Source organism: Azospirillum sp. A29, from assembly GCF_042604625.1.
GTDB classification, from domain to species: Bacteria; Pseudomonadota; Alphaproteobacteria; order Azospirillales; family Azospirillaceae; genus Azospirillum; species Azospirillum palustre.
Window position 1 is genome coordinate 2,126,338 of the sequence record NZ_CP170466.1, and the last position, 26,798, is coordinate 2,153,135.

The window sequence follows — 26,798 nt, forward strand, 5'->3', positions numbered from 1 at the left end:
GGAGTAGCGCCCGACCGGCGAAGCGCCGGGCTTACCGCCGCAGGCTGCGGGCGATCTCCAGATAATCGGGGTCGTTTTCCGGCGTCAGCCAGCCGTGGCGGATCAGGAAATCGGCCACCACGAGGGTCACGTTGAACTTCCAGTCGCCGGTGCCGCGCACCGACGCCGCCACCTTGTCGAGCGGCCAGAGGTCGAAGGACTCGACCTCGCCGTCGGTGTTGACGGGGGTGAGGCCGGGCGGAAGTTCCAGATCGTAGACGAACAGGCGGTCGCGCTTCAGCCCGGCCGGCGTCTCCATGGTGTAGCTGATGGCGCCGACCGGCACGGCGCGCCGCGCGGTCTCGGCATCAAGCCCTGCCTCCTCCGCCGCCTCCTTCTCCAGATTCTCGGCCAGGGTCAGGCCGATGGGCTGGCCGCCGGCGATCAGGTTGTCGAGCTGGCCCGGTGCCACCTCGCGGTCGCTGGCGCGCCGGCCGACCCACAGCAGAAGGCCGCCGGCCCCATTGCCGGCGGATTCGTCGCGGACGAAGCCGTTGATGTGCAGGCCATAAGCCTCGATCCCGAAGGCGCCGACGGCAGCGCGGTCCAGCCGGGCCAGCGGCTCTGCCCCCCAGCGCGGCAGGACCGGGTAATATTCGCCGCGCAGTGCCTTGACCGTTCCTTGTTCCACCAGATAGGCGGCGGCATGGTCGAGCAGGGCGGAGCGCGCCTCGAAATCCCGGATCTCGGGCGCGATGGTCAGCCGGTCGGCGGTGACGACGAAGCCGGGATCGACCTCGGGCAGCGCCTCGGCCAGGGCATGGCGCACCCAGCCCACTGTGTGGCCGTCCAGCTCGAACGGGCGGAAGCCGGACAGGTCGTGCGCGTTGCAGGCGCGGATGTGATCGAGGAAGCTCATGCCGCCCATCTAAGCGGGGCGGACGGACCGGTGCAACCGTTCATCCAGCGCATGGGCCAGGACAGTGGGCACCCTCGTATTTTTGGACACCTTGCGCGTCCCTGGTTGCCATCGTACACAGGTCGGGTCACGAAATGACCGTCGGCGGCATTCCGCCGGCCGGTCGCTCAAGCGAAAGGGCGGGGCGTGGTGACTGACCGGTCGGCTGAGGGCGCTGCGGCAGGCAAGACGTCAGGCGAGACGGGGACGCCGTTCGGCGCCCTGTCGGTCCTGGTGGTCGAAGACGAATCCTTCACCCGCATGGTGCTGGCGAAGATGCTGGGCACGCTGGGCGTCAAGGCGGTTCATCAGGCCGCCGACGGCGAGTCGGGACTGGCCCTGGTCGCCGCCCACGCGCCCGATCTGGTGCTGTGCGATGTGGAGATGCAGCCGATGGACGGATTCGGTTTCCTCCGGGCGCTGCGCACCAGCGGCGAGTCGCGCCACAGCAGCCTGCCGGTTGTGTTCATGAGCGGCCGCGTCGATGACGACCGCAAAGCCCAGGCGCGCGACAGCGGCGCCCACGCCGTGCTGGCCAAGCCTGTCACCCCTGCAAGCCTGCGCGAGGCGCTGAGCATCGGGGTGAAGGCTTGGCAGCCGGCCTGAGGGGCCATGCTGAGGGGAGGTTCGGCGGGACGGCTGTCGGTATTGTCCGAAAGTCCGGTCTACCGCCGGAGATTGCTGCCGCAACTGGCGCCAAACGGGGGTCGCAGACCCGCCCATAAAATTTCCCACCCCGTGGCAAGCGTGCCAAGTCATTGAAACAATTCGGTAATCCAGCGGTAACCCTCCACCGTGCCGCGTTGGTGCCCCATCCTCACCCAATTTCCGCCTTGTTGATGAGGACGATTGGGACGCAACATGACCTCAAAGAAGTGTTGGAGGAGGTGTTGCGAGGCCGTGGCCGACACTGCGGCAGACCGCAAGGCCCCTTACCGGAAATTGTTAAGGTTTGGAGTTCAGCATCGACGGTAAATCCCTGCGCCGTGCTTGGTCGAGGCGGCGCGTCTGCTTGAGGAGGCCGATGGCGTGACAAGGAGCGCCCGATGGAACCCGCTTGGGTCGCATCGCACTGGGCAGTTCTTCCCGATCGGACGGGCAACGACGATTGCCGCCGGTTCCACGCCGTCTTCTCCTGACACCGTCACACGTCTTTCGCCGAACCTTCCGACGCATGCACGGCAGATACGCGCTTGGGTTGAAAAGGTGCGCTCGTCGCACCCATACCGGCCGCAGGACCTAGGTCCTATGGCCAGGGCCAGCTTCACCGCGGGCTTTCCGGCTATGGAGCCTGAGTGCCTGGAAAGCTCCAAGTGGAGCATTACATTCAAAAATGACTCGTTCGGGGGTCGCCGCGTCGCGAGACGGACCTCTCCCGGCCTTCACAGGACCGTTCCTTACACCAGACCGCTGGCTTCTATCGCTGAGCGGGGAGGCTGCGGACCCCGCGCGGTCCGCGTCTTCCCTGGAGTGCCCCTTGGATCGCGGCATGCGCCGTGCCCTGCCGCCGCAGCCACCGGCGGCCCCCCGGCGCATCGGACCAGATAAGACGGAGCGACGAATGTTCCCGGCCGACGAACTGTTCACGCGCTACACGCAGAATTACGAGACCCGCCGCGAAACCGAGATGTCCCTGATGGACTATCTCCAGCTGTGCCGCGACGACCCGATGTCCTACGCCTCGGCCTCCGAACGCATCCTGGCGGCCATCGGCGAACCGGAAGTGGTCGACACGGCCCGCGACCCGCGGTTGGGCCGCATCTTCATGAACCGGACCATCAAGGTCTATCCCGCCTTCTCCGAGTTCTACGGCATGGAAGAGACGATCGAACGGATCGTCGGCTTCTTCCGGCACGCAGCGCAGGGGTTGGAGGAGCGCAAGCAGATCCTCTACCTGCTGGGCCCGGTCGGCGGCGGCAAGTCGTCGCTGGCGGAGCGGCTGAAGTCGCTGGTGGAGAAATGCCCGATCTATGTGCTGAAGGCCGGCAAGGAGATCAGCCCGACCTTCGAAAGCCCGCTCGGCCTGTTCAACCCGGACGAGATCGGCGACGAGCTTGAGGAGCGCTTCGGCATCCCCAAGCGCCGCCTGACCGGGTTGATGAGCCCGTGGGCGGTCAAGCGCCTCGACGAGTTCGGCGGCGACATCAACCGCTTCAAGGTGGTGAAGCTCCACCCCAGCAAGCTGCGCCAGATCGGCGTCACCAAGACCGAGCCGGGCGACGAGAACAACCAGGACATCTCGTCGCTGGTCGGCAAGGTCGACATCCGCAAGCTGGAGATCTACAGCCAGAACGATCCCGACGCCTACAGCTTCTCCGGCGGCCTGAACCGGGCGACCCAGGGCATGCTCGAATTCGTCGAGATGTTCAAGGCCCCGATCAAGATGCTGCACCCGCTGCTGACCGCGACGCAGGAGGGCAACTATGTCGGCTCGGAGAACATCGGCGCCATTCCCTTCCAGGGCGTGATCCTGGCCCACTCCAACGAGGCGGAGTGGCAGACCTTCAAGAACAACAAGAACAACGAAGCCTTCATCGACCGCATCTGCGTGATCAAGGTCCCCTACTGCCTGCGGGTGGCGGAGGAGCAGAAGATCTACGAGAAGCTGGTCAACGGCTCCGATCTGTCGACCGCGCCCTGCGCGCCGGCGACGCTGGAGATGCTGGCCCGCTTCTCGGTGCTGTCGCGCCTGCGCGAGCATCCGAACAGCAGCGTCTACAGCAAGATGCGGGTCTATGACGGCGAGAGCGTCAAGGAGACCGATCCCAAAGCCAAGTCGATGCAGGAGTACAAGGACCAGGGCGGCGTCGACGAGGGCATGGGCGGCATCTCCACCCGCTTCGCCTTCAAGGTGCTCGCCTCGACCTTCAACTACGACTCGACCGAGATTTCGGCCGATCCGGTGCATCTGATGTATGTGCTGGAGCAGGCGATCCGCCGCGAACAGTTCCCGGAGGAGACGGAAAAGAAATACGTCGAGTTCATCAAGGCCGAGCTCGCCCCGCGTTACGCCGAGTTCATCGGCAACGAGATCCAGAAGGCCTATCTGGAATCCTACTCCGACTACGGCCAGAACCTGTTCGACCGTTATGTCGATTATGCCGATGCCTGGATCGAGGATCAGGACTTCAAGGATCCCGACACCGGCCAGCTGATGAACCGCGAGCTGCTGAACCAGGAACTGACCAAGATCGAGAAGCCGGCGGGCATCGCCAACCCGAAGGACTTCCGCAACGAGGTGGTGAAGTTCGCCCTGCGCGCTCGGGCGGCCAATTCCGGCCGCAACCCGTCCTGGACCTCTTACGAGAAGATCCGCGAGGTGATCGAGAAGCGGATGTTCAGCCAGGTCGAGGATCTGCTGCCGGTGATCAGCTTCGGCTCGAAGAAGGACGGCGATACCGAGAAGAAGCACACCGAGTTCGTCTCGCGCATGATGACGCGCGGCTACACCGAGCGGCAGGTCCGCCGGCTGGTCGAGTGGTACATGCGGGTGAAGCAGGCGGGCTGAGGCCGGCGGGTCGGGACAGGTGGACCGAGGGGGCGCTTAATTGCCGCGGGACGGGGTGTTGCAACGCCCCGCGGCAACCCCACTGTCATAGAAAGCTGTCAGAATCCTAAGGCCGCGTGACGAAACGGGTGGGAGGGCCAGCCCCTTGATGAACATCATCGACCGTCGCCTGAACCCGCAGGGCAAGAGCCTGGCCAACCGCCAGCGTTTCCTGCGCCGTGCCAAGGAACAGGTGGTCAAGGCGGTCCGCGACGCCTCGGGAAAACGGGGCATCCAGGATATCGAGAACGGCGAGAAGGTGACGATCGCCGCCGGCGGCGTGCGCGAACCGTCCTTCCACCGCGCCAGCCAGGGTGGGGTGCGCGACTATGTCGTGCCCGGCAACAAGGAATATGTGGAAGGCGACACCATCCAGCGCCCGGACGGCGGCGGCGGTGGCCGCGGCAATGAGGGCAGCGCCGACGGCGAGGGTGAGGACGAATTCCGCTTCGTCCTGTCGCGCGACGAGTTCCTCGACATCTTCCTGGAGGATCTGGAGCTTCCCGATCTGGTGAAGCAGAAGGTCAAGCAGTCCGAATCGCACACGCTGACGCGGGCCGGCTATTCGGTGTCGGGGTCGCCCGCCAACCTGAACCTGGTCCGCACCATGCGGAACAGCCTGTCGCGCCGCATCGCGCTGAAACGCCCGAAGCGCGACGAGATCCGCGAACTGGAGGAGATGCTGCGCGAGGCCGAGGAGTCCGGCGAGGACGCGACGCAGATCCAGGCGCTGCGCGAACAGCTGGAACACATCGTCCTGCGTTCCCGCCGGATTCCCTTCATCGACCCGATCGACGTCCGCTACAACCGGTTCGAATCGGTGCCGAAGCCGATTGCCCAGGCGGTGATGTTCTGCCTGATGGACGTGTCCGGCTCGATGACCGAGCACATGAAGGATCTGGCCAAGCGCTTCTTCATGCTGCTGTACCTGTTCCTGCGGCGGCGCTACCGCTCGGTCGACATCGTCTTCATCCGCCACACCCACGAGGCCAAGGAGGTGGACGAGGAAACCTTCTTCTACTCCACCGAGACCGGCGGCACCGTGGTGTCGACGGCGCTGGAGGAGATGCAGAAGGTGGTGCAGGAGCGCTACCCGCACAATGAATGGAACATCTACGCCGCCCAGGCATCGGACGGCGACAACATGTCGTCGGACAATGCCAAGTCGGCGACCCTGCTGCGCGATGTCATCCTGCCGATGTGCCAGTATTTCGCCTACATCGAGGTGGCGGCGGAACACAATATGGGCCTGTCGGCACTGGGCCGCGAAACCGAGCTGTGGCGCACCTACAAGCAGGTGCAAAGCCCGGAACGCCCGCTGGCGATGCGCCGCGTCCGCTCCCGCCGGGAAATCTTCCCGGTCTTCCGCGAGTTGTTCGCCCGCGAGAAGGCGGGAGCGTAAGGGGCGCCTGAGGGGATAAAGGGAAATCACCGCCCTCATCCCCGACAGGGGGCAGAAGGGCGGCAGGGGGAGATCGAGAATGACCGCTGTGATCACCAGACCCGAGGCGCTGCTGTATGACGGCGTCGAGTGGGATTACGACAAGATCAAGCGCGTCTATGACGCCATCGAGCACATCGCGCTGAAGGAGATGGGCCTCGACGTCTATCCCAACCAGATCGAGGTTATCACCGCCGAGCAGATGCTCGACGCCTATTCGTCCATCGGCATGCCGCTGATGTACAAGCACTGGTCCTTCGGCAAGCATTTCGCCCGCGACGAGATGATGTACCGCAAGGGCTATCGCGGCCTCGCCTACGAGATCGTCATCAACTCCAGCCCCTGCATCAGCTACATCATGGAAGAAAACACCATGACGATGCAGACGCTGGTCATCGCCCACGCCGCCTTCGGCCACAACCATTTCTTCAAGAACAACCAGCTGTTCCAGCAATGGACCGATGCCCAGGGCATCCTCGACTATCTGGAATTTGCCAAGACCTACATCTCCCATTGCGAGGAACGCTACGGCCATGCCGCAGTGGAGCGGGTGCTGGATGCTGCCCATGCGCTGATGAGCCAGGGCGTGCACAAATACCCGAAGAAGCGCTCTGACCTGCGGACCGAGCAGCGGCGCGAGCGCGAGCGGCAGGAATATCAGGACCAGACCTTCAACGACCTGTGGCGCACGGTGCCCAAAACCGCCGCCGGCCCGCGCCCCGCCAAGTCGGTGTCGGAGCGCAAGAAGCTGCTGGGCCTGCCGGAGGAGAACATCCTCTATTTCCTGGAGAAGAAGGCGCCGCGGCTTGAGCATTGGCAGCGCGAGCTGCTGCGCATCGTCCGCCACATCTCGCAGTATTTCTATCCGCAGAAACAGACCAAGGTGATGAACGAGGGCTGCGCCACCTACGTCCATTACCAGATCATGAGCCGCCTGCACGAGACCGGCCAGATCAGCGAAGGCGCCTTCCTGGAGTTCCTGCATTCGCACACGTCCGTCGTGTTCCAGCCCGAATTCGACGACAAGCGCTTCTCCGGCCTGAACCCCTACGCGCTGGGCTTCGCGATGATGCAGGACATCGCCCGCATCGCCGAGAAGCCGACCGACGAGGACCGCCAGTGGTTCCCCGAACTTGCCGGCCGCGGCGACGGCATGGCGGCGGTGCGCGAGGCCTGGGCCAACTTCCGCGACGAGAGCTTCGTCCTGCAATATCTCAGCCCGCACCTGATGCGGAAGCTGAAGCTGTTCAGCGTGCGCGACGACGCCGAAGACCCTTATCTGCTGGTCGATCACATCCACAACGAGCGCGGATACCGCGACATCCGCAAGAAGCTGGCCCGCCAGTACGACCTGGGCTATCTGGAGCCGGACATCCAGATCGTCGACGTCGATCTCGCCGGCGACCGCAAGCTGATCCTGCAGCATCGCGTCACCAACGGCGTGCTGCTGGACGAGAGCGACGCCAAGGCGGTGCTGCGCCACATCGCCAATTTGTGGGGCTACGAGGTGCAGCTGATCGAGGTGTCGGCGATCTCCGAGGCGATCCTGAAGGAGCACGCCGTCACCGCGCCCAGCGGGATCGGCGTGGGGTGATGCCTTGCCCTCTCCCCCGGCTCCGCTACACTTCCGGCCGATGGAGCGGCGGGAGGGGGTGATGGCGGACGATCTGCTGGGTGGAGAGGGACCGGTCGGGCTGGTGAAGGCGCGGCACGGCCTGATGATGTACCGGCGGACCGACAGCGTCGTCGGGCGTTCGCTCGGCTATTACGGTGAATATTTCGAGCAGGAGGTCGCACTGTTCCGCCAGTGCGTCCGGGGCGGTGACCGGGTGATCGACGTCGGCGCCAACATCGGCGCCCACACGGTGGCGCTGGCGCGGCTGGTCGGCCCCGCCGGCCGGGTGCTGGCTCTGGAGCCGGTCGATGCCAACCACCGGCTGCTCTGCGGAAATCTGGCGCTGAACGGGCTGGACTGGGCCGACGGCTTGCTGGCCGCCGCCGGGGCTGCCGACGGCATGCTGCATCTCGCCGCGGTGGCGATGGACGCGGACGGCAATTTCGGCGCGCTGTCCCTTGACGAACTGGCCGGCGACCGGCCGGTGCCGGTGCATCGCCTGGACGGGCTGTGCGGTGAGGGGGCGGGCCGCATCCGCCTGATCAAGATCGACGTCGAGGGCATGGAGGCCGAGGTTCTGGAGGGCGCGCGCGGCCTGATCGCCCGCGACCGGCCGGTCCTGTATGTGGAGAACGACCGTCCCGACCGGTCGGCCGCCCTGATCCGCCTGCTCGGCGAGCTGGGCTATGCCTGCTACTGGTATCTGCCGGCCTTCCACAATCCCGCCAATTTCGCCGGCCGGTCGGAGGCGATCTTCGGCTATGGGCTGGTCGACAACGGGACGGAAATCCACGGGCTCGGCATGGGGATCAACCTGTTCTGCCTGCCGGCGGAAGCGGGGGCGCGCATCAACGGCCTGCTGCCGGTCGCCGGTCCGGACGAACATCCGCTGGTGCGCGGCCACAACGGGCGCTTCGTCGGCGGATGAGGGGACGGCGCCGGCCTGAGGATGGTCGCATCAGCGCTCCGGTTCGGGCTTGATGCCGGCTTCCTTCATGGCGTGCATCAGGTCCAGCATCACGGTGCTGATGTCGGGGAAGGACAGGGCCACCGCGTGGCGGTCGGGGTCGAGACGCACCACATGGGCGATCTGCCGGCCGCCGACCCGATGGCCGGTTTTGTCCGGACGGCCTGTTTCCGGACGGCCTGTTTCTGGGCCGGCCGTTTCCGGAATGTCCGGGCAATGCAGGTCCAGCCGCAGCTTGCCGCCGACGGCATGAGCGAACTCCTCCGGCGGCAGATCGACCAGCAGGCCGCGGGTCGACCAGTTGATCGTGGTGCAGCGCCGGCCCTCCGCCTCCACCGCCAGGACCGGATCGGCATAGCGGATGGCACGGCGGCGTTCGATCCCGTTCGGCGGCCTGGCGCCGACATCGTGCTGGTCGAGCTTGCGTTTGGCCGCCTGCTTGGTGCGGTCGTCCACCCCGTCCTTGCTGGTCATCAGCGTCGCCTGCACGCGCCGTTCGACGCCGTGGCGGAATTCGTCGTCGGCACCGAAACGCAGGGCCTTGGCAAAATGGTCCTTGGCCTGGGTCAGCAGCGCGTTGCGCCCCTTTTCGTCGCCGCGATGGCCGCAGCGTTCGGCCTGGACCAGCAGCGAATCGACGCTGCGCTGGTAGGCGCCGCGCTGATAGACGCGGGACAGCTCGCGGAACTCGGCGGCACGCAGGCTGGGGAATTCCCGGGTCTTCAGCAGCCCGGCCAGCCCCTCCGCCAGCGAGTCGACATGGGCGGGATCGCCGGTTTCCGCCTCCCGGCGCAGGATCCGGGCCGCTTCCTCCGCCTTGCGAAGCAGCTGATCTTCCAGTTTACGGCGCTGGTCGGCGTCCATCACGGGCATGGCGCGGCCCTCCACACGGGCGGTCGCATCAGGATAGCCCAACTCGTGGGGTGCGTCAGCGGCCGGCTATGGTTAATGGGACAGTTGAGGGGCGCCCCAGTAGGATCGGACCGGATTTTCATTTGCCGCCCGACGGCCTTCTTATCTGTGAGGACAAACGGAAACGGCGGCGGGGAGCGGACAGGCGATGGGCAAGGACAGGAACGGGGCGGTTGGGGCGGATCCTGGATTGGCGGTGCTGACCGTGGCGCTCGCCGGCCTGCTGGAGGAGGACAGCGCAAGCCCGGCCTCGGCTTCCACGGCGCTCGTCGCCATCGCCCGCGGCCGGGGCGCCGATGCGGAACCGGTGCGGACGCTGGAGCTGCGGCGGAAGGGGAGGCACGACGGGGCGACGGGCAGCGGGGCGACGGGCGAGGATTTGGCCGACCGGCGCGCTTTGGTCTACAGCCTGACCAAGACGATCCTCGCCGCCGCGGTTCTGCGGCTGGCCGCCCGCGGCGTGGTCGAACTGGATGGGCCGGCGGAGCGCTGGCTGCCGGAACTGGTCGGGCGGGCGGGATCGGTCACCGTGGCACAGATCCTGACCCACCGTGCCGGCCTGCCCGATTATGGCGGACAGGCCGACTATCACGCCGCCGTCGCCGCGGGTGCGGCGCCTTGGAGTGGCGACGAGTTCCTGGCCCGCTACGGACTGGAGGGACCGCCGGTCGGCAGCTTTGCCTATTCCAACATCGGCTATCTGCTGATCGGCCGGCTGCTGGAGCGGGCGGGCGGCGCTTCGCTCGCCGAGGTTCTGGGGCGCGAGGTCTTCGCGCCGCTCGGCCTCGCCAGTGCGTCGCTGCTGCGTGACCGCGCCGATCTCGACGGGCTGTTCTTCGGGCCGAGCCCGGCCTTCGGCGGGGCTGCGGTGGCGGAGGCCTATCATCCCGGCTGGGTGTCGCATGGGGTGGTGGCGATGACGGCGGCGGACGCCTGCCGGCTCATTCATGGTTTGACCGAGGAGTATCTGCCGGGTCCGTTGCTGCGGCGGATGCGCGATGGGCTGCAGGTCGGCGGGCCGATGGGCGGGCGTCCCTGGGTCGAGCCGTCCTATGGGCTGGGGATGATGGTGGAGCTGGACCCGGCGGCCGGTCCCTACTGGGGCCACACCGGCGGCGGTCCGGGGGTGACGCCGGCAGCCTACCACGCGCCGGGGCCGGTCCCGGTCTCCGTCGCCGTCTTCCTGGATGGCGAGGACGGCAACCTCGCCGAATGGATGGCGGTGGAGGTGCTGCACCGGCTGCGCAGTCGATAAGGGAGCGCGGCACCACATCCTCCGCTTGTTCATGGCCTGCTTGTTCATGGGTATCGCGATCCCATCTCCTCTCCAGGGGACAATTCCCCGCTTCCCGGCGTAGGCTTGGGGGAGAAGACGGTGCCGGACGAAACCGGCAACCGGAAGCAGGAACCAATGGGGGAGGAACCGCGCGATGGGAGATGCCGCCCGCAAGCTGCCCGATTATCCATGGCTGGCCTCGTACCCGCCGACGGTGGACTGGGCCATGCCGATCCCGGTCCGGCCGCTGACCGAACTGCTGGAGGGAGCGGTCGCCCGCCATGGCGACAGGCCCTGCCTGAATTTCCTCGGCAAGCGCACCAGCTACCGCGAGTTGGGCCGGTTGGTCGACCGCGCCGCCCGCGGCTTCCAGGCCATCGGGGTGGGGAAGGGGACGCGGGTCGGGCTGTTCCTGCCCAACACGCCCTATTATGTCGTCGCCTTCTTCGCCATCCTGAAGGCCGGCGGCACGGTGGTGAATTTCAACCCGCTCTATGCCGAACGCGAACTGGTCCATCAGATCGGCGACAGCGACATCGACCTGATGGTCACGCTGGACCTGAAGCTGCTCTATGACAAGATGGCGCGGATGCTGGCCGAGACCGGGCTGAAGCGGCTGGTGATCTGCCGCATGGCCGACATCCTGCCCTTCCCGAAGAACTGGCTGTTCCCCATCGCCAAGAAGGCGGAGATCGCGGCGATCCCGCGCGACGACCGCCACATCCCCTTTGCCAGGCTGATCGCCAACGACGGCCGGCCGAGCCCGGTCGCCATCGATGCGCGCGAGGACGTGGCGGTTCTGCAATACACCGGCGGCACCACCGGCGTGCCGAAGGGCGCGATGCTGACCCACGCCAACCTCTACGCCAACACCATCCAGTGCGCGACCTGGTACGCGGCCAAGGAGCGCAAGCCGGGGGAGGGCGGTGCGGAAGACGGGCAGGAGCGCATGCTGGGCGTGCTGCCGCTGTTCCATGTCTTCGCCATGACCGCGGTGATGAATTTCGGCCTTCATCTGGGGGCGGAGATCATCCTGCTGCCGCGCTTCGAACTGGAACAGGTGATGCGCACCTTGCAGAAGGAGCGGATCACCCTGTTCCCGGCGGTGCCGACCATCTACACGGCGATCAACCATCACAAGCACCTGAAGGATTACGATCTGTCCTCAATCCGCTTCTGCATGTCGGGCGGGGCGCCGCTGCCGCTGGAGGTGAAGGAGGCGTTCGAGCGCACCACCGGCTGCACACTGGTCGAGGGTTACGGCCTGTCGGAATGTTCGCCCGTCGCGACGGTGAACCCGGCGGTGCTGCACAGCGACAAGAAGGGCTCCATCGGCTTGCCGCTGCCCGGCACGATCATCGAAATCGTCAGCCTGGAGGAGCCGCGCCGTGTCCTGCCCCCCGGCGAGAAGGGCGAGGTCTGCATCCGCGGGCCGCAGGTGATGAAGGGCTATTGGCGCCGCCCGGCCGAAACGGCGCAGACGCTGATCGACGGGCGGCTGCACACCGGCGATGTCGGGATCATGGACGAGGACGGCTACACCACCATCGTCGACCGCATCAAGGACATGATCCTGTGCAGCGGCTTCAACGTCTATCCCCGCAATGTGGAGGAGGCGATCTACCTGCACCCCGCCGTCGCCGAATGCGTGGTGGCCGGCGTGCCGGACGAGTATCGCGGCCAGACGGTCAAGGCCTATGTCCGGCTGGACGACGGCCAGAGCCTGACCGCCGAGGCGCTGATCGCCTTCCTGAAGGACAAGCTGTCGCCCATCGAGATGCCGAAGGTCGTGGAGTTCCGCCAGGAGCTGCCCAAGACCATGATCGGAAAACTGTCGCGCAAGGCCCTGCTGGACGAGGAGCAGGGCAGGCGCAACGCCGCAAAGGATGGCGCCGCATGAGCGCGGTGGATCGTAAGGCGGTGCGTGTCCGCATCCAGGGCAAGGTGCAGGGAGTGTGGTATCGCGGCTGGACCGTCGACCGGGCCGGCGCGCTCGGCCTGACCGGCTGGGTGCGCAACCGTAGCGACGGCACGGTGGAGGCCCTGTTCGCCGGTCCCGCCGATGCGGTCGACCGCATGCTGGAGGACTGCCGCCGCGGCCCGCCGTCGGCAATCGTCCGCGACCTTGTGTCCGAACCGGAGCAGGATCCGGGAATGGCCGGGTTCGAGCAGCGGCCGACGGCGTGAGCCCCGCGTTAGCCTTCCACTAACCATGATGGCGGCATGCTGGCGGTGGACGCGGGTTTTGGTCCTTGTGGTTGAGGGACGACGGCCGGGATGACCGCCAGCAAATCGGATGTGGCCGGGATGAAGGCCATGCTCACCGGAGTGTTCGCCAAGGCGGCGAAGGCCAAGGACAAGGCTGGCCGCAAGCCGGGGGCCGCCCCGGCTCCGAAATCCTCCACTGTAACGGGGCACGACCCCGCCGTCCGTCTCAGCCTGGGGCCGGCGGCGGTGGAGGATGCCCCGGCACGCCCGTTCCAAGCTCCGGCGGGTGACGATGACCTTGCCGACCGGCTGGACTCCGCGATCCGGGCGCTGGCGCGCGATCTGGGGCGGCTGCTGACCGCCTTCGGGATGGACGGGAGCGAGGCCGCGGCGGCGGAGGCGGCACTGGCCGCCCGCTTCGGCGATGCCGAGCGCCGGGTAGCCGTCGCGGCGCTGGATGGTCCGGCCGGCGCGTTGCAGCCCTTGGCAGACGATGTCCGGCAGGAGGTGGCGGTTGAGTTGAGCGGGATCGGCCTTGCCCTGTGCGATGGGACGGCGGGCTTGCGTTTGGACGGTGCAGCCCTTGCGCTGGCGCGGGTGCCGGTGGAGGAGAAGGGGGAGGGGCTGGCCGCCATGCTCGGCGCCCTCCGCTCCGCCATCCGGCCGGGCAAGGGTTTGACGGTCGAGACCGACCGGGTCGCCATCGACGATCTCGGCCGGGTGATGGAGATGCTGACCGCGGCGATGGCCGCGCCGCCGCAAGGTCTGGAAGGCACGGTGACGCTGTCGCCCTTGGGTGCGCCTGCCGATGGCGGGGCGATGGAGCTGTCGCTGACGCTTTCCGGCCGGCTTGGAGAGGCGGTGGACCCAGCACCGCCCGAACGCGGACCGGCCAAAGAGAAGGCGGTGGGCGAGGGGAAGGAGCGTGGGTTCGATGTCCGGATTTGATGTGCGCTTCTTGGCGGTCCTTTCCTTGTGCGCACTGGTGCTGCCGGGGGCCGTCCCGGCGCTGGCCGGTGCGCTGGAGCGGACGGAGCCCGGCCATCAGGCGCCGCCGCAGCCGGGGGCCAACCTGCCCATTGCGCCGCCCATTGTGCAGTATGCGCTGCCGTCGCAATGGATGACGATCCGCTCCAAGGAGGACTGGCGCAAGGCCGGCACCTTCGAAAAGGAGCTGAGCAAGGATTGCGCCGCCCTGCGCTTCAGCGAAATCGAGCCGATGCGGTTCCGCGCCTATTACAAGGGCGAGGTGCTGGGCGTCGCCTTCGGCCATGGGCTGAACCTGCACGACCCCGGCAAGAAGGCCGACCGCAAGAAGATCTACCTGTTCCGCAACGGCGATTCGACCAACTGCACCGTGCAGTCGATGGACAACAAGGACCCGCGGGTGAACCCCGCCGGCAACCAGGCTGCTGCCCCGGCCGCCGGCGGGTTCAAGAAGTATTAGACTTCCGACCCATCCCGCAGCGGGCCGCCGAACACCTCCGGCCAGGCCGCGATCAGGGCGGAGTCCACATCCTCCATCGTCACCAGCTGGCCCAGCGCCACGATGGAGGTGACGCCGTGCTCGGCGATGCCGCAGGGGACGATGCCGCCGAAATGGGACAGGTCCGGCTCGACGTTCAGGGCGATGCCGTGGAAGCTGACCCAGCGGCGCACCCGCACGCCGATGGCGGCGATCTTGTCCTCCTGCCCCTTCAGCCCGCCATAGGGCTGCTTGTCGACCCAGATGCCGACGCGCCCTTCGCGCCGCTCGCCCTTGATGTTGAAGGAGGCGAGCGTGCGGACGATCCACTCCTCCAAATCGCGGACGAAGCCGCGGATGTCGGCGCCGCGCGCCTTCAGGTCCAGCATGACGTAGGCAACCCGCTGTCCCGGCCCGTGATAGGTGTACTGGCCGCCGCGACCGCTGCGGTAGACGGGGAAGCGGTCGGCCTCCAGCAGATCCTCGTCGCGCGCGCTGGTGCCGGCGGTGTAGAGCGGCGGATGTTCCAGCAGCCAGACCAGTTCCGGTGCCGTGCCGGCGCGGATCGCCTCGACGCGCGCCTCCATCTCGGCGATGGCATCGGGGTAGGGCACGGGCTCGTCGGAGATGCGCCACTCGATCGGCTGGCGCGGGGGGGAACTGTCGGGCTGGCTGGCGGAAAGGCTAGCGGGCTGGCTGGCAAGCTGGCTGGTGGGGGAGGTCATTCGATGGGGTCTCTGGCGCTATGGGCGGCGGTGCCGGCAAGGGTCTCGTTGGACCGGCCGGAGGGCCGTTCCGAATTTTTCTTCGCAGAAGATGATTGTAGCGCTTGATCGACCGTCGGGAAGCTGATATCTACCCGCTCCACCCGATGAGGCGCGCAAGCGAGCGTCGGGGACTACCAGCCTGATGCGGTCGTGGCGGAATTGGTAGACGCGCAGCGTTGAGGTCGCTGTGGGGCAACCCGTGGAAGTTCGAGTCTTCTCGACCGCACCACTTTCCCATGCAGATGGGACCATCCCGGGGATACGGGAAAGACGAAAGGCCCGCAGGTCGCAAGACCGAGCGGGCTTTTTCGTGTCCGGGCCTTGCCGGGTTCTAGCCGGCCAGCGCGTGCAGCAGCTTCGATGCTCCGCCCGCGGCGCGGCGGACATCCTCGAACAGCACCATCATCTCGTAGATCGCCAGGAAGGCGCCGCTGTAGAACCAGGGGCGCCAGCGTTCCTCGATCCAGGCGACCAGCCGGTGAACGCCGTCCATCGGCAGCAGCCGGGCGACCGCCACGGCGCTGAGGATGCCCAGCAGCGCGCCGCCGGTGACGTCGCCGGGGTAGTGCAGGCCGAGATAGACCCGCGGCAGGGAGATCGCCAGTGCCGCCCACAGGCAGGCCAGCAGTCCCCACGGGCGGGAGGCGCGGACGAAGGTGGCGGCCAGTGCGAAGCCCAGGGCGGCATTGTCGCTGGGGAAGGAACTCCAGTTCTTCAGCGCCTCGCGGCTCTGGCCGATGGGCGGGACGAAGGGCAGGCCGGCATCGTGCAGCGGTCGGGGCCGGGCCGGCATCACCGCCTGGATCAGGATGGATGCCGCCACCGCCAGCACCACGGCGGCGATGGCGTCCACCACCAGCTGGCGTCCGCCCTGCGTGTCCTCCCGGCGGAACCAGAGCCACCACAGCGCCGCGCTGAACAGGCCGAGCTTGACCAGATAGATGTTGGCGATCCCGCGCACCGCCATGTCCAAGGCCGCGCTGTGGCCGGCGAACTGGTTCAGCCAGAGCAGCAGCGTCTGGTCGAGGCGATGCAGAGACTCCATACGGCGTCTCCTCTGCTGGACGGGGGAGGGAAAGTGTTGCGGTTCCATGACAGGGGCGGTCAATGGAGCATCGGAAAGCGCCATCCGGGTCAGGGTCGGCGGCTTCGGGGTGCCTCTCCCGCCGATGCCTCGCGCTGGCGCCGGGCCATACACTCCCGATTGCAGACAGCGGGCCTCTTCATGAAAAGAAGAAGCATTTGATATCAGCGTCGATAACATGAAGAAAATATAATCGGCTGAATGATGCTGCCAGAGAACAATTGCCCTGCTGTTTGTCTGCCCTGCTCTTGCTGCTTATCGAAAGTGGTAATATCCTGCGCTGCGAGAGACGGAGTGGATGGCGATACGCCAAGCCATTCAAGATACGGATTGCATGGGGGATTTGATGGCGACTGTCGTGATGATGAAGCACCCGCAGACGGGGCTTACCAAGAAGGGGCTGGTCGGGTTCAGCTGGACCACACTGTTCTTCGGCGGCTTTCCCGCCCTGTTCCGCGGCGACTGGGGAATGGGACTTCTTCTGACGGTGCTGGCCTTCTTCACCGGTAACATTTCCAGCATCATCGCCGCGTTTCTCTACAACAAGAGCTACACGTCCAAGCTGATCGAAAAGGGCTACGTCTTCGCCGATACCGAGGCGCTGAACAGCCTTGCCCGCGCCAAGCTCGGCGTCGATACGGCCGCTGCGGTGCCGAGCCCGACCTGATCGGCCTCTGGAACTGAAAAGACGACGGGCGGCGCACGGTACGGCGCCGCCCGTCGTCTTTTCAGCTTTTCGTCTTTTTCAGCGGAACTCGATGTAGCGGTCCAGCGCGGCGCGGCGCAGCGCGCGGACGATGTGAGGGGGTGCGCCGCTGGCGACGATGTGGCCGCCGGCCTCCCGGCAGCGGTTGGCCAGGATGAACATCATCCCGATGGCGGCGGAATCGATGAAGGTGACGAAACGCAGGTCGATCCGGACCACCGGGTTGGCTGCGAAATCCCAGTCGCGCAGCATGTCATGGAAGCGGTTGCCATCCTCATAGGTGCAGCGGCCGGACAACAGGATGCCGTCGCAACCGTCGACAGTGGTGAAGGCATACTCCATCGGCCCGTCCAGTCCCTCTCCCCATGATGCGGTACCTGCGATGCGCCGCCGGCCCATGGGAGCATGAAGGGTTGCGGCGGTGCAAGGGTATGGTGGCAAAAGCGACCGAGCCGGCCGGCCGGTGCCGAAGCGGGCTGGACAAACCGGGGCGACGCCTCTATGTCGGGGTCGCTTCCGCCGACACCGGTCCCGCTCCTGTGCAGCGGGTCTCCGGAACCGGCCGGAAGGCTTCCACAACCCGCAAACCCTGAACGCCGCCGGCCGCCGTCCGATGTCGCGGAGGTGTCAGCCTTTCCCTTGCCGCCGTTCCCTCGCCGCGGGACCTCCGGCATTCCGGCTTGGCATTCGGGGATTGCATCGTCGAAGGGAGGGTGCCGGCATGCACACCGATCCCCATGTACCGGTTCCGCGGACGGACAGCGCCGCCAACCCCCATGGCCATGGCCAGGAGGTGGAGGAAGAACGTCGCTACGGCGTCGAGCCGGACTTCGTGGAGGAGATCGCCGGCCTTCTGCGCGCCCGCGAGCGCGATGCCGTGCTGGCGCGGCTGGACGGGCTGCATGCCGCCGACATCGCCGACCTGATCGAACAGGCGGAGCCGGCCGAGCGCGCCGACCTGATCGACCTGCTGCCCACCGAGCTGGACGGCGAGGTGCTGTCCTACCTGAACCCGGACCTGCGCGAATCGCTGATCGGGCGGTTCGAGCCGCAGGAACTGGCCGACGCCGTCGCCGATCTCGACACCGACGATGCGGTGGAACTGATCGAGGATCTGGACGCGGAGACGCGGGCGCAGATCCTGGCGAAGCTGCCCGACGCCGAGCGCGCCCTGGTTCAGGAGAACCTGACCTACGACGAGGACAGCGCCGGCCGCATGATGCAGCGCGAGCTGGTCGCAGTGCCGGAATTCTGGACGGTCGGCAAGACCATCGACTTCGTCCGGGCGGCGACCGACACGCTGCCGGAGGATTTCTACGACATCTTCATCGTCGACCCGATGCACCGGGTGGTCGGGGCCGTGCCGCTGTCGCGCCTGCTGCGCCAGCGCCGGGCCGTGCGCATCGCCGATCTGGTGACCGGCGAGGTCGATGCCATCCCCGCCACCATGGAGCGTGAGGAGGTGGCGAACCTGTTCCGGCAATATGCCCTGGTCTCGGCCCCGGTGGTCGATGCCGCCGGCCGGCTGATCGGCGTCATCACCGTCGACGACGTCGTGCGCATCATCGACGAGGAGGCGGACGACGACCTGCGCAAGCTGAGCGGGTCGGGCGACACCGGCGTGTTCAGCGGCATCGGCGACATCGCCCGCAGCCGTGTCGGCTGGCTGACCATCAACCTCGGCACCGCCTTCCTGGCCTCGGGCGTCATCTCGCTGTTCGAGGGCGCCATCGAGCAGATCGTGGCGCTGGCGGTGCTGATGCCCATCGTCGCCTCGATGGGCGGCAATGCCGGCACCCAGACGCTGGCCGTCGTCGTCCGAGCTTTGGCGACTCACGACCTGTCGTCGGCCAACGCGATGCGCGTGGTGGGGAAGGAACTGCTGGTCGGGCTGATCAACGGCGGCATCTTCGCCGTGATGGTCGGACTGATCGCGCTGGTCTGGTACGGCCCGCTGATCGGCGTCGTCATCGGCCTCGCCATGATCATCAATCTGGTCGTGGCGGGCCTGAGCGGTGCCCTGATCCCGCTGGGACTGGAAAAGCTGGGGGTGGACCCGGCGGTGTCGAGCGCGGTGTTCCTGACGACGGTGACGGACGTCGTCGGGTTCCTGGCGTTCCTCGGACTAGCGTCGGTGTTCCTGCTGTAGGGAGCAGGGTGCGGGGCGATGGCGCCCGCTGCCTTATCCATTCCCCGCCCCGCTCGACCGAGGAGCGGGCCGAACGCGGGGAGGGGTGGAAAAGGTAAACGAATGGAGAGGCGGGAAAGGGCCGGGCCTCAGCCCAGCCCCTTCTGCCCCATCTCCAGGAACTTCTCGCGGCGCTTGGCGCGCAGGGTGACGCCGTCCAGCCCGTCCAGCTCGCCCAGCGACTCCTCAATGCAGTCGCCCAGCTTCCTGATCGTCTCGGCCGGGTCGCGGTGGGCGCCGCCGATGGGCTCGCTCACCACATGGTCGATGACGCCCAGTTCCTTCAAGTCCTGGCTGATCAGGCGCAGCGCGATGGCCGCCTCGCCCGCCATGTCGGAGCTGCGCCACAGGATCGACGCGCAGCCTTCCGGCGAGATCACCGAATAGATGGCATGTTCCAGCATCAGCACGCGGTCGGCGGTGGCAATAGCGATGGCGCCGCCCGAGCCGCCTTCGCCGATGACCGAGGCGACCATCGGCACGTTCAGCCGCAGGCAGCGCTCGATGCTCTTGGCGATGGCCTCGGCCTGGCCGCGCTCTTCCGCCTGGACGCCGGGAAAGGCGCCGGCGGTGTCGACCAGCGAGACGACCGGCAGCTTGAAGCGGTCGGCCAGATCCATCAGGCGCTGGGCCTTGCGGTAGCCTTCCGGCTTTGCCATGCCGAAATTGTGGCGGACGCGGGTTTCGGTGTCGTTGCCCTTTTCCTGGCCGATCACCACCACGGACCGGCCGCGGAAGCGACCCAGACCGCCGATGACCGCGCGGTCTTCGGCGAAATGGCGGTCGCCGGCCAGCGGCGTGAAGTCCTCGATCAGGCCATGCACATAGTCCAGGCAGTGCGGCCGGTTGGGGTGGCGGGCCACCTGTACCTTCTGCGCGGGCGTGAGCTTGGCGTAGGTCTGCCGCAGGAGCTTGTCGACCTTGGACTGCAGCTTGGCGACCTCGTCGGCGATGTTGATGTCGCCGGCGTTGGTCAGGTGCCGCAACTCCTCGATCTTGCCTTCAAGCTCGGCGATGGGCTTTTCGAATTCCAGGAAGGTCTGCATGCCGGACACAGGTGGTTGGCGAGGCGCACGAAAAATCGCGCGCTTGGTAGCACGCCCGGCGCGCCTGCGCCACAGCGGAAAGGTGCGGGTCACCCTGGGAAGGGTTCCGCGACGAACCCACAGGGTTTATCCTCATCGCCCGGGAAATTCCAAGCCTAATCGTTGTCCCGGTTGATCGAGGCGATCCCATCCCATGCGTTCCTTCCCCCCGCCTTCCTTCAAGGACCATTTTTCCGGCCATGCCGGCGATTACCGCGCTTTCCGGCCGACCTATCCGCCCGGGTTGGCCGCCGCCCTGGCCGATGCGGCGCCGGCGCGCGGGCTGGCCTGGGACGTCGGTTGCGGCAACGGGCAGTTTTCCGTGGCGCTGGCCGGCCACTTTGCGGCGGTCCAGGCCACCGATGCCAGCGCCGAGCAGATCGCCCAGGCAGACGCGCATGATCGCGTCCGCTATGCCGTCGCCCCGGCGGGGGAAAGCGGCCTGCGCGACGGCTGCTGCGACCTGATCGTCGCGGCGCAGGCGGCGCATTGGTTCGACTTGGCGCGCTTCTATGCCGAGGTGCGGCGGGTGGCGAAGCCGGGGGCGGCGGTGGCGCTGGTCTGCTACGGCCGGCAGTGGCTGGACGATCCCGTGCTGGACCCGGTGGTGGAGCGATTCCACAACGGCACGCTGGGACCGTACTGGCCGGCCGACCGCTGGAAGGTGATCGAGGGCTATCGCGGCATGGACTTCCCGTTTCCCGAGCTGCCGGTGCCGTCGCTGGCGATGGAGGCAACGTGGCCGCTGGCGCGGCTGCTCGGCTACATGAACACATGGTCGGGGGTGAAGGCGGCGACCAAGGCGCTGGGCGACAATCCGCTGGAGGATTTTGCCGAGGAGATCGCGCCGCTGTGGGGCGATCCGGAAACGGAGCGGCGGATCCGCTGGCCGCTGACGGTCCGGCTGGGGCGGGTGGGCTAGGGGGCGCTGCGTCCCCCTGCCGCGTTTTCCCTTTACGCTCCCTCCGCCACCACGCGTTCATAGGCCGGCAGGGTCAGGAAGTCGGTGAAGTCCTCCCGCGCCACCAGATCCTGGAACAGGGAGGCGGCGTCGGCGTAGCGGCCCTTGGCATAGGCATCGGCGCCGACGCGGGTTTCCCAGGCGGACAGCTCCTCGGCGACGATGCGGTCGACGAGGTCCAGCGTCACAACCCGCCCGTCGTCCAGCGCGGTGCCGGTGTGGACCCACTGCCAGACCTGGGTGCGGCTGATTTCCGCCGTGGCGGCGTCCTCCATCAGGTTGAACAGCGGGACGCAGCCCTGGCCGCGCAGCCATGCCTCGATATAGCCGATGCCGACCGCCACATTGTTGCGCAGCCCCGCCTCGGTCTTCGGCCCGGCGGGCACCGCCAGCAGGTCGGCGGCGGTGACGGTCACGTCGGTGCGCTTGCGGGCGATCTGGTTCGGCGTCGGCATGTAGGCGTCGAACACCTCGCGTGCCACCGGGACCAGTCCGGGGTGGGCGACCCAGGTGCCGTCATGGCCGTTGGACGCCTCGCGCTCCTTGTCGGCGCGCACGCGGGAGAAGGCGACCTCGTTGGCCTCATGGTTGTCCTTCACCGGGATGAAGGCGGCCATGCCGCCGATGGCCGGCGCGCCGCGGCGGTGGCAGGTGCGGATCGCCAGCTGGCTGTAGGCCGACAGGAAGGGGGTGGCCATCGTCACCTCCGCCCGGTCGGGCATGACGGCGGCGGGGTCCTTGCGGAACTTTTTGATGAAGCTGAAGATATAGTCCCAGCGGCCGCAGTTCAGGCCGGCGGAATGCTCGCGCAGCTCATACAGGATCTCGTCCATCTCGAAGGCGGCGAGGATGGTCTCGATCAGCACCGTCGCCTTGATCGAGCCGTGCGGCAGGTGGAGATACTCCTCCGCCACTAGGAAGACCTCGCGCCACAGCCGCGCCTCGAAATGGCTTTCCAGCTTGGGCAGGTAGAAATAGGGACCGCTGCCGCGCGCCAGCAGCTCCTTGGCGTTGTGGAAAACATGCAGACCGAAGTCGAACAGCGCGCCCGACATCGGCTCGCCGTCCATCAGCACATGGCGCTCCTCCAGATGCCAGCCGCGCGGCCGGACCTTCAGCACCGCGGTCCTGTCGCCGAGGCGGTATTTCTTGCCGCTGGCGGGATCCTCGTGGGTGATGGTCCGGCGCACCGCGTCGCGGATGTTGATCTGCCCCTCGACCAGATTGGTCCAGGTCGGGCAGGTGGCATCCTCGTAATCGGCCATGAAGATTTTGGCGCCGCTGTTCAGCGCGTTGATGACCATCTTGCGGTCGACCGGGCCGGTGATCTCCACCCGGCGGTCGAGCAGGTCGACGGGCAGCGGGCTGATCGTCCAGTCGGCGTCGCGGATCGCGCGGGTTTCCGGCGGGAAGTCCGGCTTGTGGCCCTGGTCGAGCAAAGCCTGCCGCTTGGTCCGCACATCCAGCAGCCGCAGCCGCTCGCCGCCGAAGCGCCCCTCCAGCTCCGCCAGGAAGGCCATCGCCTCCGGCGTCAGGATCTCCTCGAAACCGGGGTTGATCGGACCGCGGATCTCAAGACCGGACATGCTGGTGGCCATCGTGCTGCTCCCCATCCCGTAACGTGGCGAACCGCTCTCTCGGCGGTTGGGCATCCGGTATAACACGGGAAACGGATGGTCCGGGGACGGCCTAAGGTCGCAGATGGGCCGGCGGGATCAGCCCATGCTTCTTCAGCATGCCGCGCAGCTGGTGATAGCCCAGCCCGAGAGCCTCGGCGGTCTGGCGCTGGTTGAAGCGGTTGCGCTCCAGCGCGTCGCGCAGGATCGACGCCTCGAAGGCGCGGACCTGATCGAGGATGCCGCCGTCGAAGGAGTGGGCAGGAGCGGGGGCTTTCGCCTGGGGGGACGCCGTGTCCTGACGGGCTGCCTCCGGACGGGCAGTCGGGGCGGCGGCCGGACGCCAGGGCGACTCGAAGGGATCGAGGACGATGTGGTCGAGCGGCTCGTCGGGGTCGGCGGCGGCGACGGAACGCTCCACCGCGTTGCGCAGCTCGCGCACGTTGCCGGGCCAGTCATGGCCGCACAGCCGGTCGAGTGCCGCATCGGTGAAGCCGGGGAACAGCGCGCGTTGCAGCTCGCGGATCATGCCCAGCGCGAAATGCTCGGCCAGCGGCGGGATGTCGTCGGGGCGGGCGCGCAGCGGCGGCAGGGTCACCACGTCGAAGGCCAGCCGGTCCAGCAGGTCGGCGCGGAAGCGGCCGGCGGCGGCCAGCGCCGGCAGGTCGGCGTTGGTGGCGCCGACAACCCGCACATCGACGGTGGCGGTGCGGCCGCCGACCCGCTCGATCTCGCCATACTCGACGGCGCGCAGCAGCTTTTCCTGAACGGCCGGGGAGGCGGTGGCGATCTCGTCGAGGAACAGGGTGCCGCCGTCCGCCTGCTCGATCCGGCCGATCTGCCGGCGGGTGGCGCCGGTGAAGGCCCCGGCCTCATGCCCGAACAGCTCCGAATCCAGCAGCGACTCCGGCAGGGCCGCGCAGTTCACCTTGATGAAGGGACGGTCCCACCGCTGCGACAGGTAATGCAGCCGGGCGGCGATCAGTTCCTTGCCGGTCCCGCGCTCCCCGATCACCAGCACCGGCCGCTCCAGCGGCGCCACCCGCGACACATGGGTCAGCGTTGCCAGGAAGGCCGGTGATTCGCCGAGGAGGGAGGGCGGAGTAACTGTCATCGCAGATTTCACCATCAGTTCGTCGATCTGGCGATAATATCGCCTGAATGGCGATACGGCAACGGATGGGTCCTGCTGGTCCGGAGCGCCGAATGTCCAGGCGCTTCAACGGGTTGGTTGCCTTTTGGCGGAATTGGCACGGCGGTTGCGATAGCTCTGTCATGGCAAGGAGGTCATCCATGAGCGACTTCAGCGATTTCCGCCGCCGCTACGGCGGTGACCGCTTCAACGCTTCGCAGGGGCGCCCGCTGGCGCGCCGCGTGCGCAACTATCTCGCCACCCGGCCGGCCGAAAGCTGGCTGTTCTTCTTCGCCGGCATCGTCGCCGGCGCCATCCTCGGCTGATTGACGGGACACGTATCATGAGCATCTTTTCGCGCCTGACCGACATCGTGCAGTCGAACCTCAACTCCCTGCTCGACCGCGCCGAGGAGCCGGAGAAGCTGATCCGCCTGATCATCCAGGAGATGGAGGACACGCTGGTCGAGGTGCGCTCCTCCACCGTCAAGATCATCGCGGAGAAGAAGGAGATCGAACGCCGCGTCGCCGATCTGCGCCGCGAGCGCGACGAGTGGGACCGCAAGGCCGAGGTGGCGCTGACCGCCGGCCGCGAGGATCTCGCCAAGGGCGCCCTGATCGCCAAGTCGAAGGTCGCCGAGCAGGCCGACACGCTGACCGAACAGCTGGTGCAGGTCGAAGCCGCCCTGTCTAAGGCCAACGAGGACATCGGCCGCCTGCAGGCCAAGCTGACCGATGCCAAGGCCCGCGAGAAGGCGCTGGTCGCCCGCACCCAGACTGCGGCCAACCGCGTCAAGGTGCGCGGCGCCCTGCATGACGAGCGCATCAACGAGGCGCTGTCGCGCTTCGAGCAAGTCGAACGCAACCTGGACGAGCTGGAGGGCCGCGTCGAGTCCTACGACATCGGCCGCACCAAGAGCCTGACCGAGGAGATCGCCGAGCTTGAGGCGAGCCAGAAGGTCGAAGAGGATCTGGCCGCGCTGAAGGCCCGCATCGCCGCCCGCCGCAACGGCTGACGGCGGATCGGACCCGGCTGCCGGGGCGGGGCGATGACGCCCCGCCCACTCCCCTCACGACAATAAGAAGGCCCGACGACCATGGGGTTCCTGGGTTTCGTCCTTGCGGTGCTGTTCCTAGTGGTGGTGGCGCCGGTCTGGATCGTCTTCCACTATATCACCAAATGGCGCTCGCAGCGCGGGCTGTCCGCGCAGGACGAACGGCTTCTGGCCGAACTGTGGGAAATCTCCAACCGGTTGGAGACCCGCGTCCATCAGCTCGAACGCGTGCTGGACGCCGAGGCGCCGAACTGGCGCAACAAGCTGTGACGGTGGTTCGCCGGCGGTAGCGCGCCTTTTCAGGCTGTGTCATTCAATTCTTGGGAGGAGTCATGGACCGCGCGTCCCCCTACGACTCGCCGAATCCGCACCGGCTCTACCGCGACCCGCAGCGCGGGGTGCTGGGCGGGGTGTGCACGGGCATCGCCGATTATTTCGGGGTGCAGCCGGGCGTCGTCCGGCTGGCGATGCTGGTCGCCCTGTTCTTCTTTTCGGTGCCGCTGGTGATCGCCTATGTGATCGCGCTGATCGTGCTGCCGGTGCGGCCGCCGCAGCTGTACCGCGATGCCGAGGAAGAGGCGTTCTGGCGCACGGTGTCGACCAAGCCCGACCGGACGCTCGCCGGCCTGACCCAGCGCTTCCGCGACATGGAGAAGCGGATCGTCGGGATGGAAGCCTACGTCGCCTCGAAGGAATTCGAACTGAACCGCGCGATCCGCGATCTGGACCGCTGATTGCCGCTGGCGACGGAGCACCGACATGAAGCGTTCCGTCCTTCCTGTGTTCCTGGGGTTGGCCATGGCGGCCGGGTTTGCAGTGCCCGCCTGCGCCGAGCAGCCGTCCGTAGGCTTTCAAAGGCTGACCCTGCCTGCGACGGATCGGTACCGGGCGCTCGAGGTCGCGGTCTGGTACCCGGCCGAGGCGGTGGGAGAAACCACCCTGGTCGGCGACAATCGAGTCTTCGCAGGCATGGCGGTGCGGGTCGACGCTCCGCCGCAGCCGGGCCGGCACCGACTGGTGGTGCTCTCGCACGGCTATGGCGGCAATTGGACCAACCAGCAATGGCTGGCCGTCGATCTGGCGGCGCAGGGCTACCTCGTCGCCGCCCCCAACCACCCCGGATCGACCAGCCGCGACATGGCTCCGCCGGGTGCGACCATGCTGTGGAAGCGCCCCGGTGATGTCTCCCGGGTCATCGACTGGATGAATGAGAGCCCTCCCTGGTCCGCGCTGGTCATTCCCAACCGCGCCGCGGTGATCGGTCATTCGCTTGGCGGGTGGACCGCTGTCACCCTGGCTGGCGCGCGGTTCGATCCGTCGCGCCATGAGGCTGCTTGCGCCGTGCATCCGTTGATGGCGGCCTGCGGACCGGAGATCGGCGGACTGGATGAGGAGGGGACAGCACGGCGCCCCTGGATGACGACACCGATGGCGGACGGGCGGATCGAGGCGTTCGTCACGCTGGATCTGGGTTTGGCGCAGGGATTCGATCCGGCCAGTCTCGTCGGGATCGACAAGCCGTTCCTGGTCGTCGGTGCCGGTCCGGGCGATCGGAAAATGCCGGTCGAACTGGAATCACGCCACTTGGCGGCTCTGCTGCCGGGCGACCGGACTCGCTATGTTGAAATCGGCGATGCCAGCCACTTCAGCTTTCTGAGTGTCTGCAAGGCCGACGCCGTCCCGCTGCTGGAGGCCGAGCACCCTGGGGACGGAATGATCTGCCACGATCGTGACGGCCGAAGCCGGGATGCCATCCACCAACAGGTCTCCGACCTGATCGTTGGCTTCCTCGGGCCGACAACGCCGCCACGATAAGCCGGCGGCTTCCGTCATCACC

Annotated in this window: 26 protein-coding genes and 1 tRNA gene; 19 read left to right on the forward strand and 8 right to left on the reverse strand. The window is 67.2% G+C overall.

Translation table 11 applies throughout. The annotated features are described in order from the left end of the window. Nucleotides 1–31 precede the first annotated feature (31 nt). Nucleotides 32–898, reverse strand: coding sequence for a DUF4743 domain-containing protein (locus ABNQ38_RS25085; protein ID WP_377808579.1), 867 nt, complete (start codon nt 896–898; stop codon nt 32–34). Nucleotides 899–1,087: 189 nt separating this feature from the next. Between ABNQ38_RS25085 and ABNQ38_RS25090 the strand changes: the two genes are divergently transcribed. The 5 genes from ABNQ38_RS25090 to ABNQ38_RS25110 all read left to right on the forward strand — a co-directional run bounded on the left by ABNQ38_RS25090 (nt 1,088) and on the right by ABNQ38_RS25110 (nt 8,468). After that, complete coding sequence (locus ABNQ38_RS25090; RefSeq protein ID WP_377808580.1) at nt 1,088–1,543, forward strand: response regulator; 456 nt, start codon at nt 1,088–1,090, stop codon at nt 1,541–1,543. 955 nt (nt 1,544–2,498) lie between these two features. Continuing rightward, nucleotides 2,499–4,445, forward strand: coding sequence for a PrkA family serine protein kinase (locus ABNQ38_RS25095; protein ID WP_098739016.1), 1,947 nt, complete (start codon nt 2,499–2,501; stop codon nt 4,443–4,445). A gap of 148 nt (nt 4,446–4,593) precedes the next feature. Continuing rightward, the gene (locus ABNQ38_RS25100) at nt 4,594–5,886 is read left to right on the forward strand and encodes a YeaH/YhbH family protein (protein ID WP_377808582.1); all 1,293 of its coding nucleotides are present in this window, start codon (nt 4,594–4,596) and stop codon (nt 5,884–5,886) included. A gap of 79 nt (nt 5,887–5,965) precedes the next feature. Then, entirely contained in the window at nt 5,966–7,519 is a 1,554-nt protein-coding gene (locus tag ABNQ38_RS25105) for a SpoVR family protein (protein WP_377808583.1), read from the forward strand. A 61-nt stretch (nt 7,520–7,580) separates the two neighbouring features. Continuing rightward, entirely contained in the window at nt 7,581–8,468 is an 888-nt protein-coding gene (locus ABNQ38_RS25110) for an FkbM family methyltransferase (RefSeq protein WP_377808584.1), read from the forward strand. Nucleotides 8,469–8,498: 30 nt separating this feature from the next. Here ABNQ38_RS25110 and ABNQ38_RS25115 read toward each other — a convergent pair whose 3' ends face one another. Then, a complete protein-coding gene (locus tag ABNQ38_RS25115; protein ID WP_377808585.1) occupies nt 8,499–9,380 on the reverse strand; it encodes a hypothetical protein in 882 nt (293 codons plus the stop codon). 187 nt (nt 9,381–9,567) lie between these two features. Between ABNQ38_RS25115 and ABNQ38_RS25120 the strand changes: the two genes are divergently transcribed. From ABNQ38_RS25120 to ABNQ38_RS25140, 5 genes are all read left to right on the forward strand, one after another. Then, a complete protein-coding gene (locus ABNQ38_RS25120) occupies nt 9,568–10,674 on the forward strand; it encodes a serine hydrolase domain-containing protein (RefSeq protein ID WP_377808586.1) in 1,107 nt (368 codons plus the stop codon). 175 nt (nt 10,675–10,849) lie between these two features. Further along, nucleotides 10,850–12,595 (forward strand): long-chain fatty acid--CoA ligase, encoded by a 1,746-nt coding sequence (locus ABNQ38_RS25125; protein ID WP_377808587.1) that lies wholly within the window; start codon nt 10,850–10,852, stop codon nt 12,593–12,595. Further along, entirely contained in the window at nt 12,592–12,882 is a 291-nt protein-coding gene (locus ABNQ38_RS25130) for an acylphosphatase (protein WP_377808588.1), read from the forward strand. Before ABNQ38_RS25125 ends, ABNQ38_RS25130 begins: the two co-directional genes overlap by 4 nt. A gap of 90 nt (nt 12,883–12,972) precedes the next feature. Beyond that, the gene (locus ABNQ38_RS25135) at nt 12,973–13,851 is read left to right on the forward strand and encodes a hypothetical protein (RefSeq protein WP_377808589.1); all 879 of its coding nucleotides are present in this window, start codon (nt 12,973–12,975) and stop codon (nt 13,849–13,851) included. Then, on the forward strand, nt 13,838–14,350 hold the full coding sequence (locus ABNQ38_RS25140; protein WP_377808590.1) for a hypothetical protein: 513 nt from the start codon (nt 13,838–13,840) through the stop codon (nt 14,348–14,350). Before ABNQ38_RS25135 ends, ABNQ38_RS25140 begins: the two co-directional genes overlap by 14 nt. On the opposite strand, the gene lipB is transcribed toward ABNQ38_RS25140, so the two are convergent. After that, nucleotides 14,347–15,093, reverse strand: coding sequence for a lipoyl(octanoyl) transferase LipB (gene lipB / locus ABNQ38_RS25145; protein ID WP_377808591.1), 747 nt, complete (start codon nt 15,091–15,093; stop codon nt 14,347–14,349). The genes ABNQ38_RS25140 and lipB overlap by 4 nt on opposite strands. A gap of 186 nt (nt 15,094–15,279) precedes the next feature. Between lipB and ABNQ38_RS25150 the strand changes: the two genes are divergently transcribed. Next, a tRNA-Leu gene (locus ABNQ38_RS25150) sits at nt 15,280–15,364 on the forward strand. Between the two features lie 102 nt (nt 15,365–15,466). On the opposite strand, the gene ABNQ38_RS25155 is transcribed toward ABNQ38_RS25150, so the two are convergent. Then, nucleotides 15,467–16,180 carry a phosphatase PAP2 family protein gene (locus ABNQ38_RS25155; protein WP_377808592.1) on the reverse strand — a complete coding sequence of 238 codons (714 nt, stop codon included), beginning with the start codon at nt 16,178–16,180 and terminating at the stop codon, nt 15,467–15,469. Between the two features lie 385 nt (nt 16,181–16,565). Between ABNQ38_RS25155 and ABNQ38_RS25160 the strand changes: the two genes are divergently transcribed. Continuing rightward, nucleotides 16,566–16,886, forward strand: a complete 321-nt coding sequence (locus tag ABNQ38_RS25160) for a hypothetical protein (protein ID WP_377808594.1) — start codon at nt 16,566–16,568, stop codon at nt 16,884–16,886. Between the two features lie 78 nt (nt 16,887–16,964). On the opposite strand, the gene ABNQ38_RS25165 is transcribed toward ABNQ38_RS25160, so the two are convergent. Beyond that, nucleotides 16,965–17,267 (reverse strand): STAS domain-containing protein, encoded by a 303-nt coding sequence (locus ABNQ38_RS25165; RefSeq protein WP_109051981.1) that lies wholly within the window; start codon nt 17,265–17,267, stop codon nt 16,965–16,967. Between the two features lie 379 nt (nt 17,268–17,646). Here ABNQ38_RS25165 and mgtE point away from each other — a divergent pair, with 379 nt between their 5' ends. Then, nucleotides 17,647–19,074, forward strand: a complete 1,428-nt coding sequence (mgtE, locus tag ABNQ38_RS25170; protein ID WP_377808595.1) for a magnesium transporter — start codon at nt 17,647–17,649, stop codon at nt 19,072–19,074. 128 nt (nt 19,075–19,202) lie between these two features. Here the strand turns inward: mgtE and ABNQ38_RS25175 are convergent, their stop codons facing one another. Beyond that, nucleotides 19,203–20,159: an acetyl-CoA carboxylase carboxyltransferase subunit alpha gene (locus ABNQ38_RS25175; protein WP_377808596.1), complete on the reverse strand. Its 957-nt coding sequence runs from the start codon at nt 20,157–20,159 to the stop codon at nt 19,203–19,205. Between the two features lie 193 nt (nt 20,160–20,352). Between ABNQ38_RS25175 and ABNQ38_RS25180 the strand changes: the two genes are divergently transcribed. Next, complete coding sequence (locus ABNQ38_RS25180) at nt 20,353–21,120, forward strand: class I SAM-dependent methyltransferase (protein WP_377808597.1); 768 nt, start codon at nt 20,353–20,355, stop codon at nt 21,118–21,120. 32 nt (nt 21,121–21,152) lie between these two features. Here ABNQ38_RS25180 and aceB read toward each other — a convergent pair whose 3' ends face one another. Both aceB and pspF read right to left on the reverse strand, forming a co-directional pair. Beyond that, nucleotides 21,153–22,757: a malate synthase A gene (gene aceB / locus ABNQ38_RS25185; RefSeq protein WP_377808598.1), complete on the reverse strand. Its 1,605-nt coding sequence runs from the start codon at nt 22,755–22,757 to the stop codon at nt 21,153–21,155. Between the two features lie 91 nt (nt 22,758–22,848). After that, a complete protein-coding gene (gene pspF / locus ABNQ38_RS25190; protein ID WP_377808599.1) occupies nt 22,849–23,889 on the reverse strand; it encodes a phage shock protein operon transcriptional activator in 1,041 nt (346 codons plus the stop codon). 179 nt (nt 23,890–24,068) lie between these two features. On the opposite strand from pspF, the gene ABNQ38_RS25195 reads away from it, so the two are divergent. The 5 genes from ABNQ38_RS25195 to ABNQ38_RS25215 all read left to right on the forward strand — a co-directional run bounded on the left by ABNQ38_RS25195 (nt 24,069) and on the right by ABNQ38_RS25215 (nt 26,776). Further along, nucleotides 24,069–24,233: a hypothetical protein gene (locus tag ABNQ38_RS25195; RefSeq protein ID WP_199235430.1), complete on the forward strand. Its 165-nt coding sequence runs from the start codon at nt 24,069–24,071 to the stop codon at nt 24,231–24,233. A gap of 17 nt (nt 24,234–24,250) precedes the next feature. Beyond that, entirely contained in the window at nt 24,251–24,922 is a 672-nt protein-coding gene (pspA, locus tag ABNQ38_RS25200) for a phage shock protein PspA (protein WP_377808600.1), read from the forward strand. 81 nt (nt 24,923–25,003) lie between these two features. Continuing rightward, complete coding sequence (pspB, locus tag ABNQ38_RS25205) at nt 25,004–25,231, forward strand: envelope stress response membrane protein PspB (protein ID WP_098739033.1); 228 nt, start codon at nt 25,004–25,006, stop codon at nt 25,229–25,231. 62 nt (nt 25,232–25,293) lie between these two features. Further along, nucleotides 25,294–25,695 (forward strand): envelope stress response membrane protein PspC, encoded by a 402-nt coding sequence (pspC, locus tag ABNQ38_RS25210; protein WP_377808601.1) that lies wholly within the window; start codon nt 25,294–25,296, stop codon nt 25,693–25,695. Nucleotides 25,696–25,720: 25 nt separating this feature from the next. After that, the gene (locus tag ABNQ38_RS25215; protein WP_377808602.1) at nt 25,721–26,776 is read left to right on the forward strand and encodes an alpha/beta hydrolase family protein; all 1,056 of its coding nucleotides are present in this window, start codon (nt 25,721–25,723) and stop codon (nt 26,774–26,776) included. The last annotated feature ends 22 nt before the right edge of the window (nt 26,777–26,798 follow it).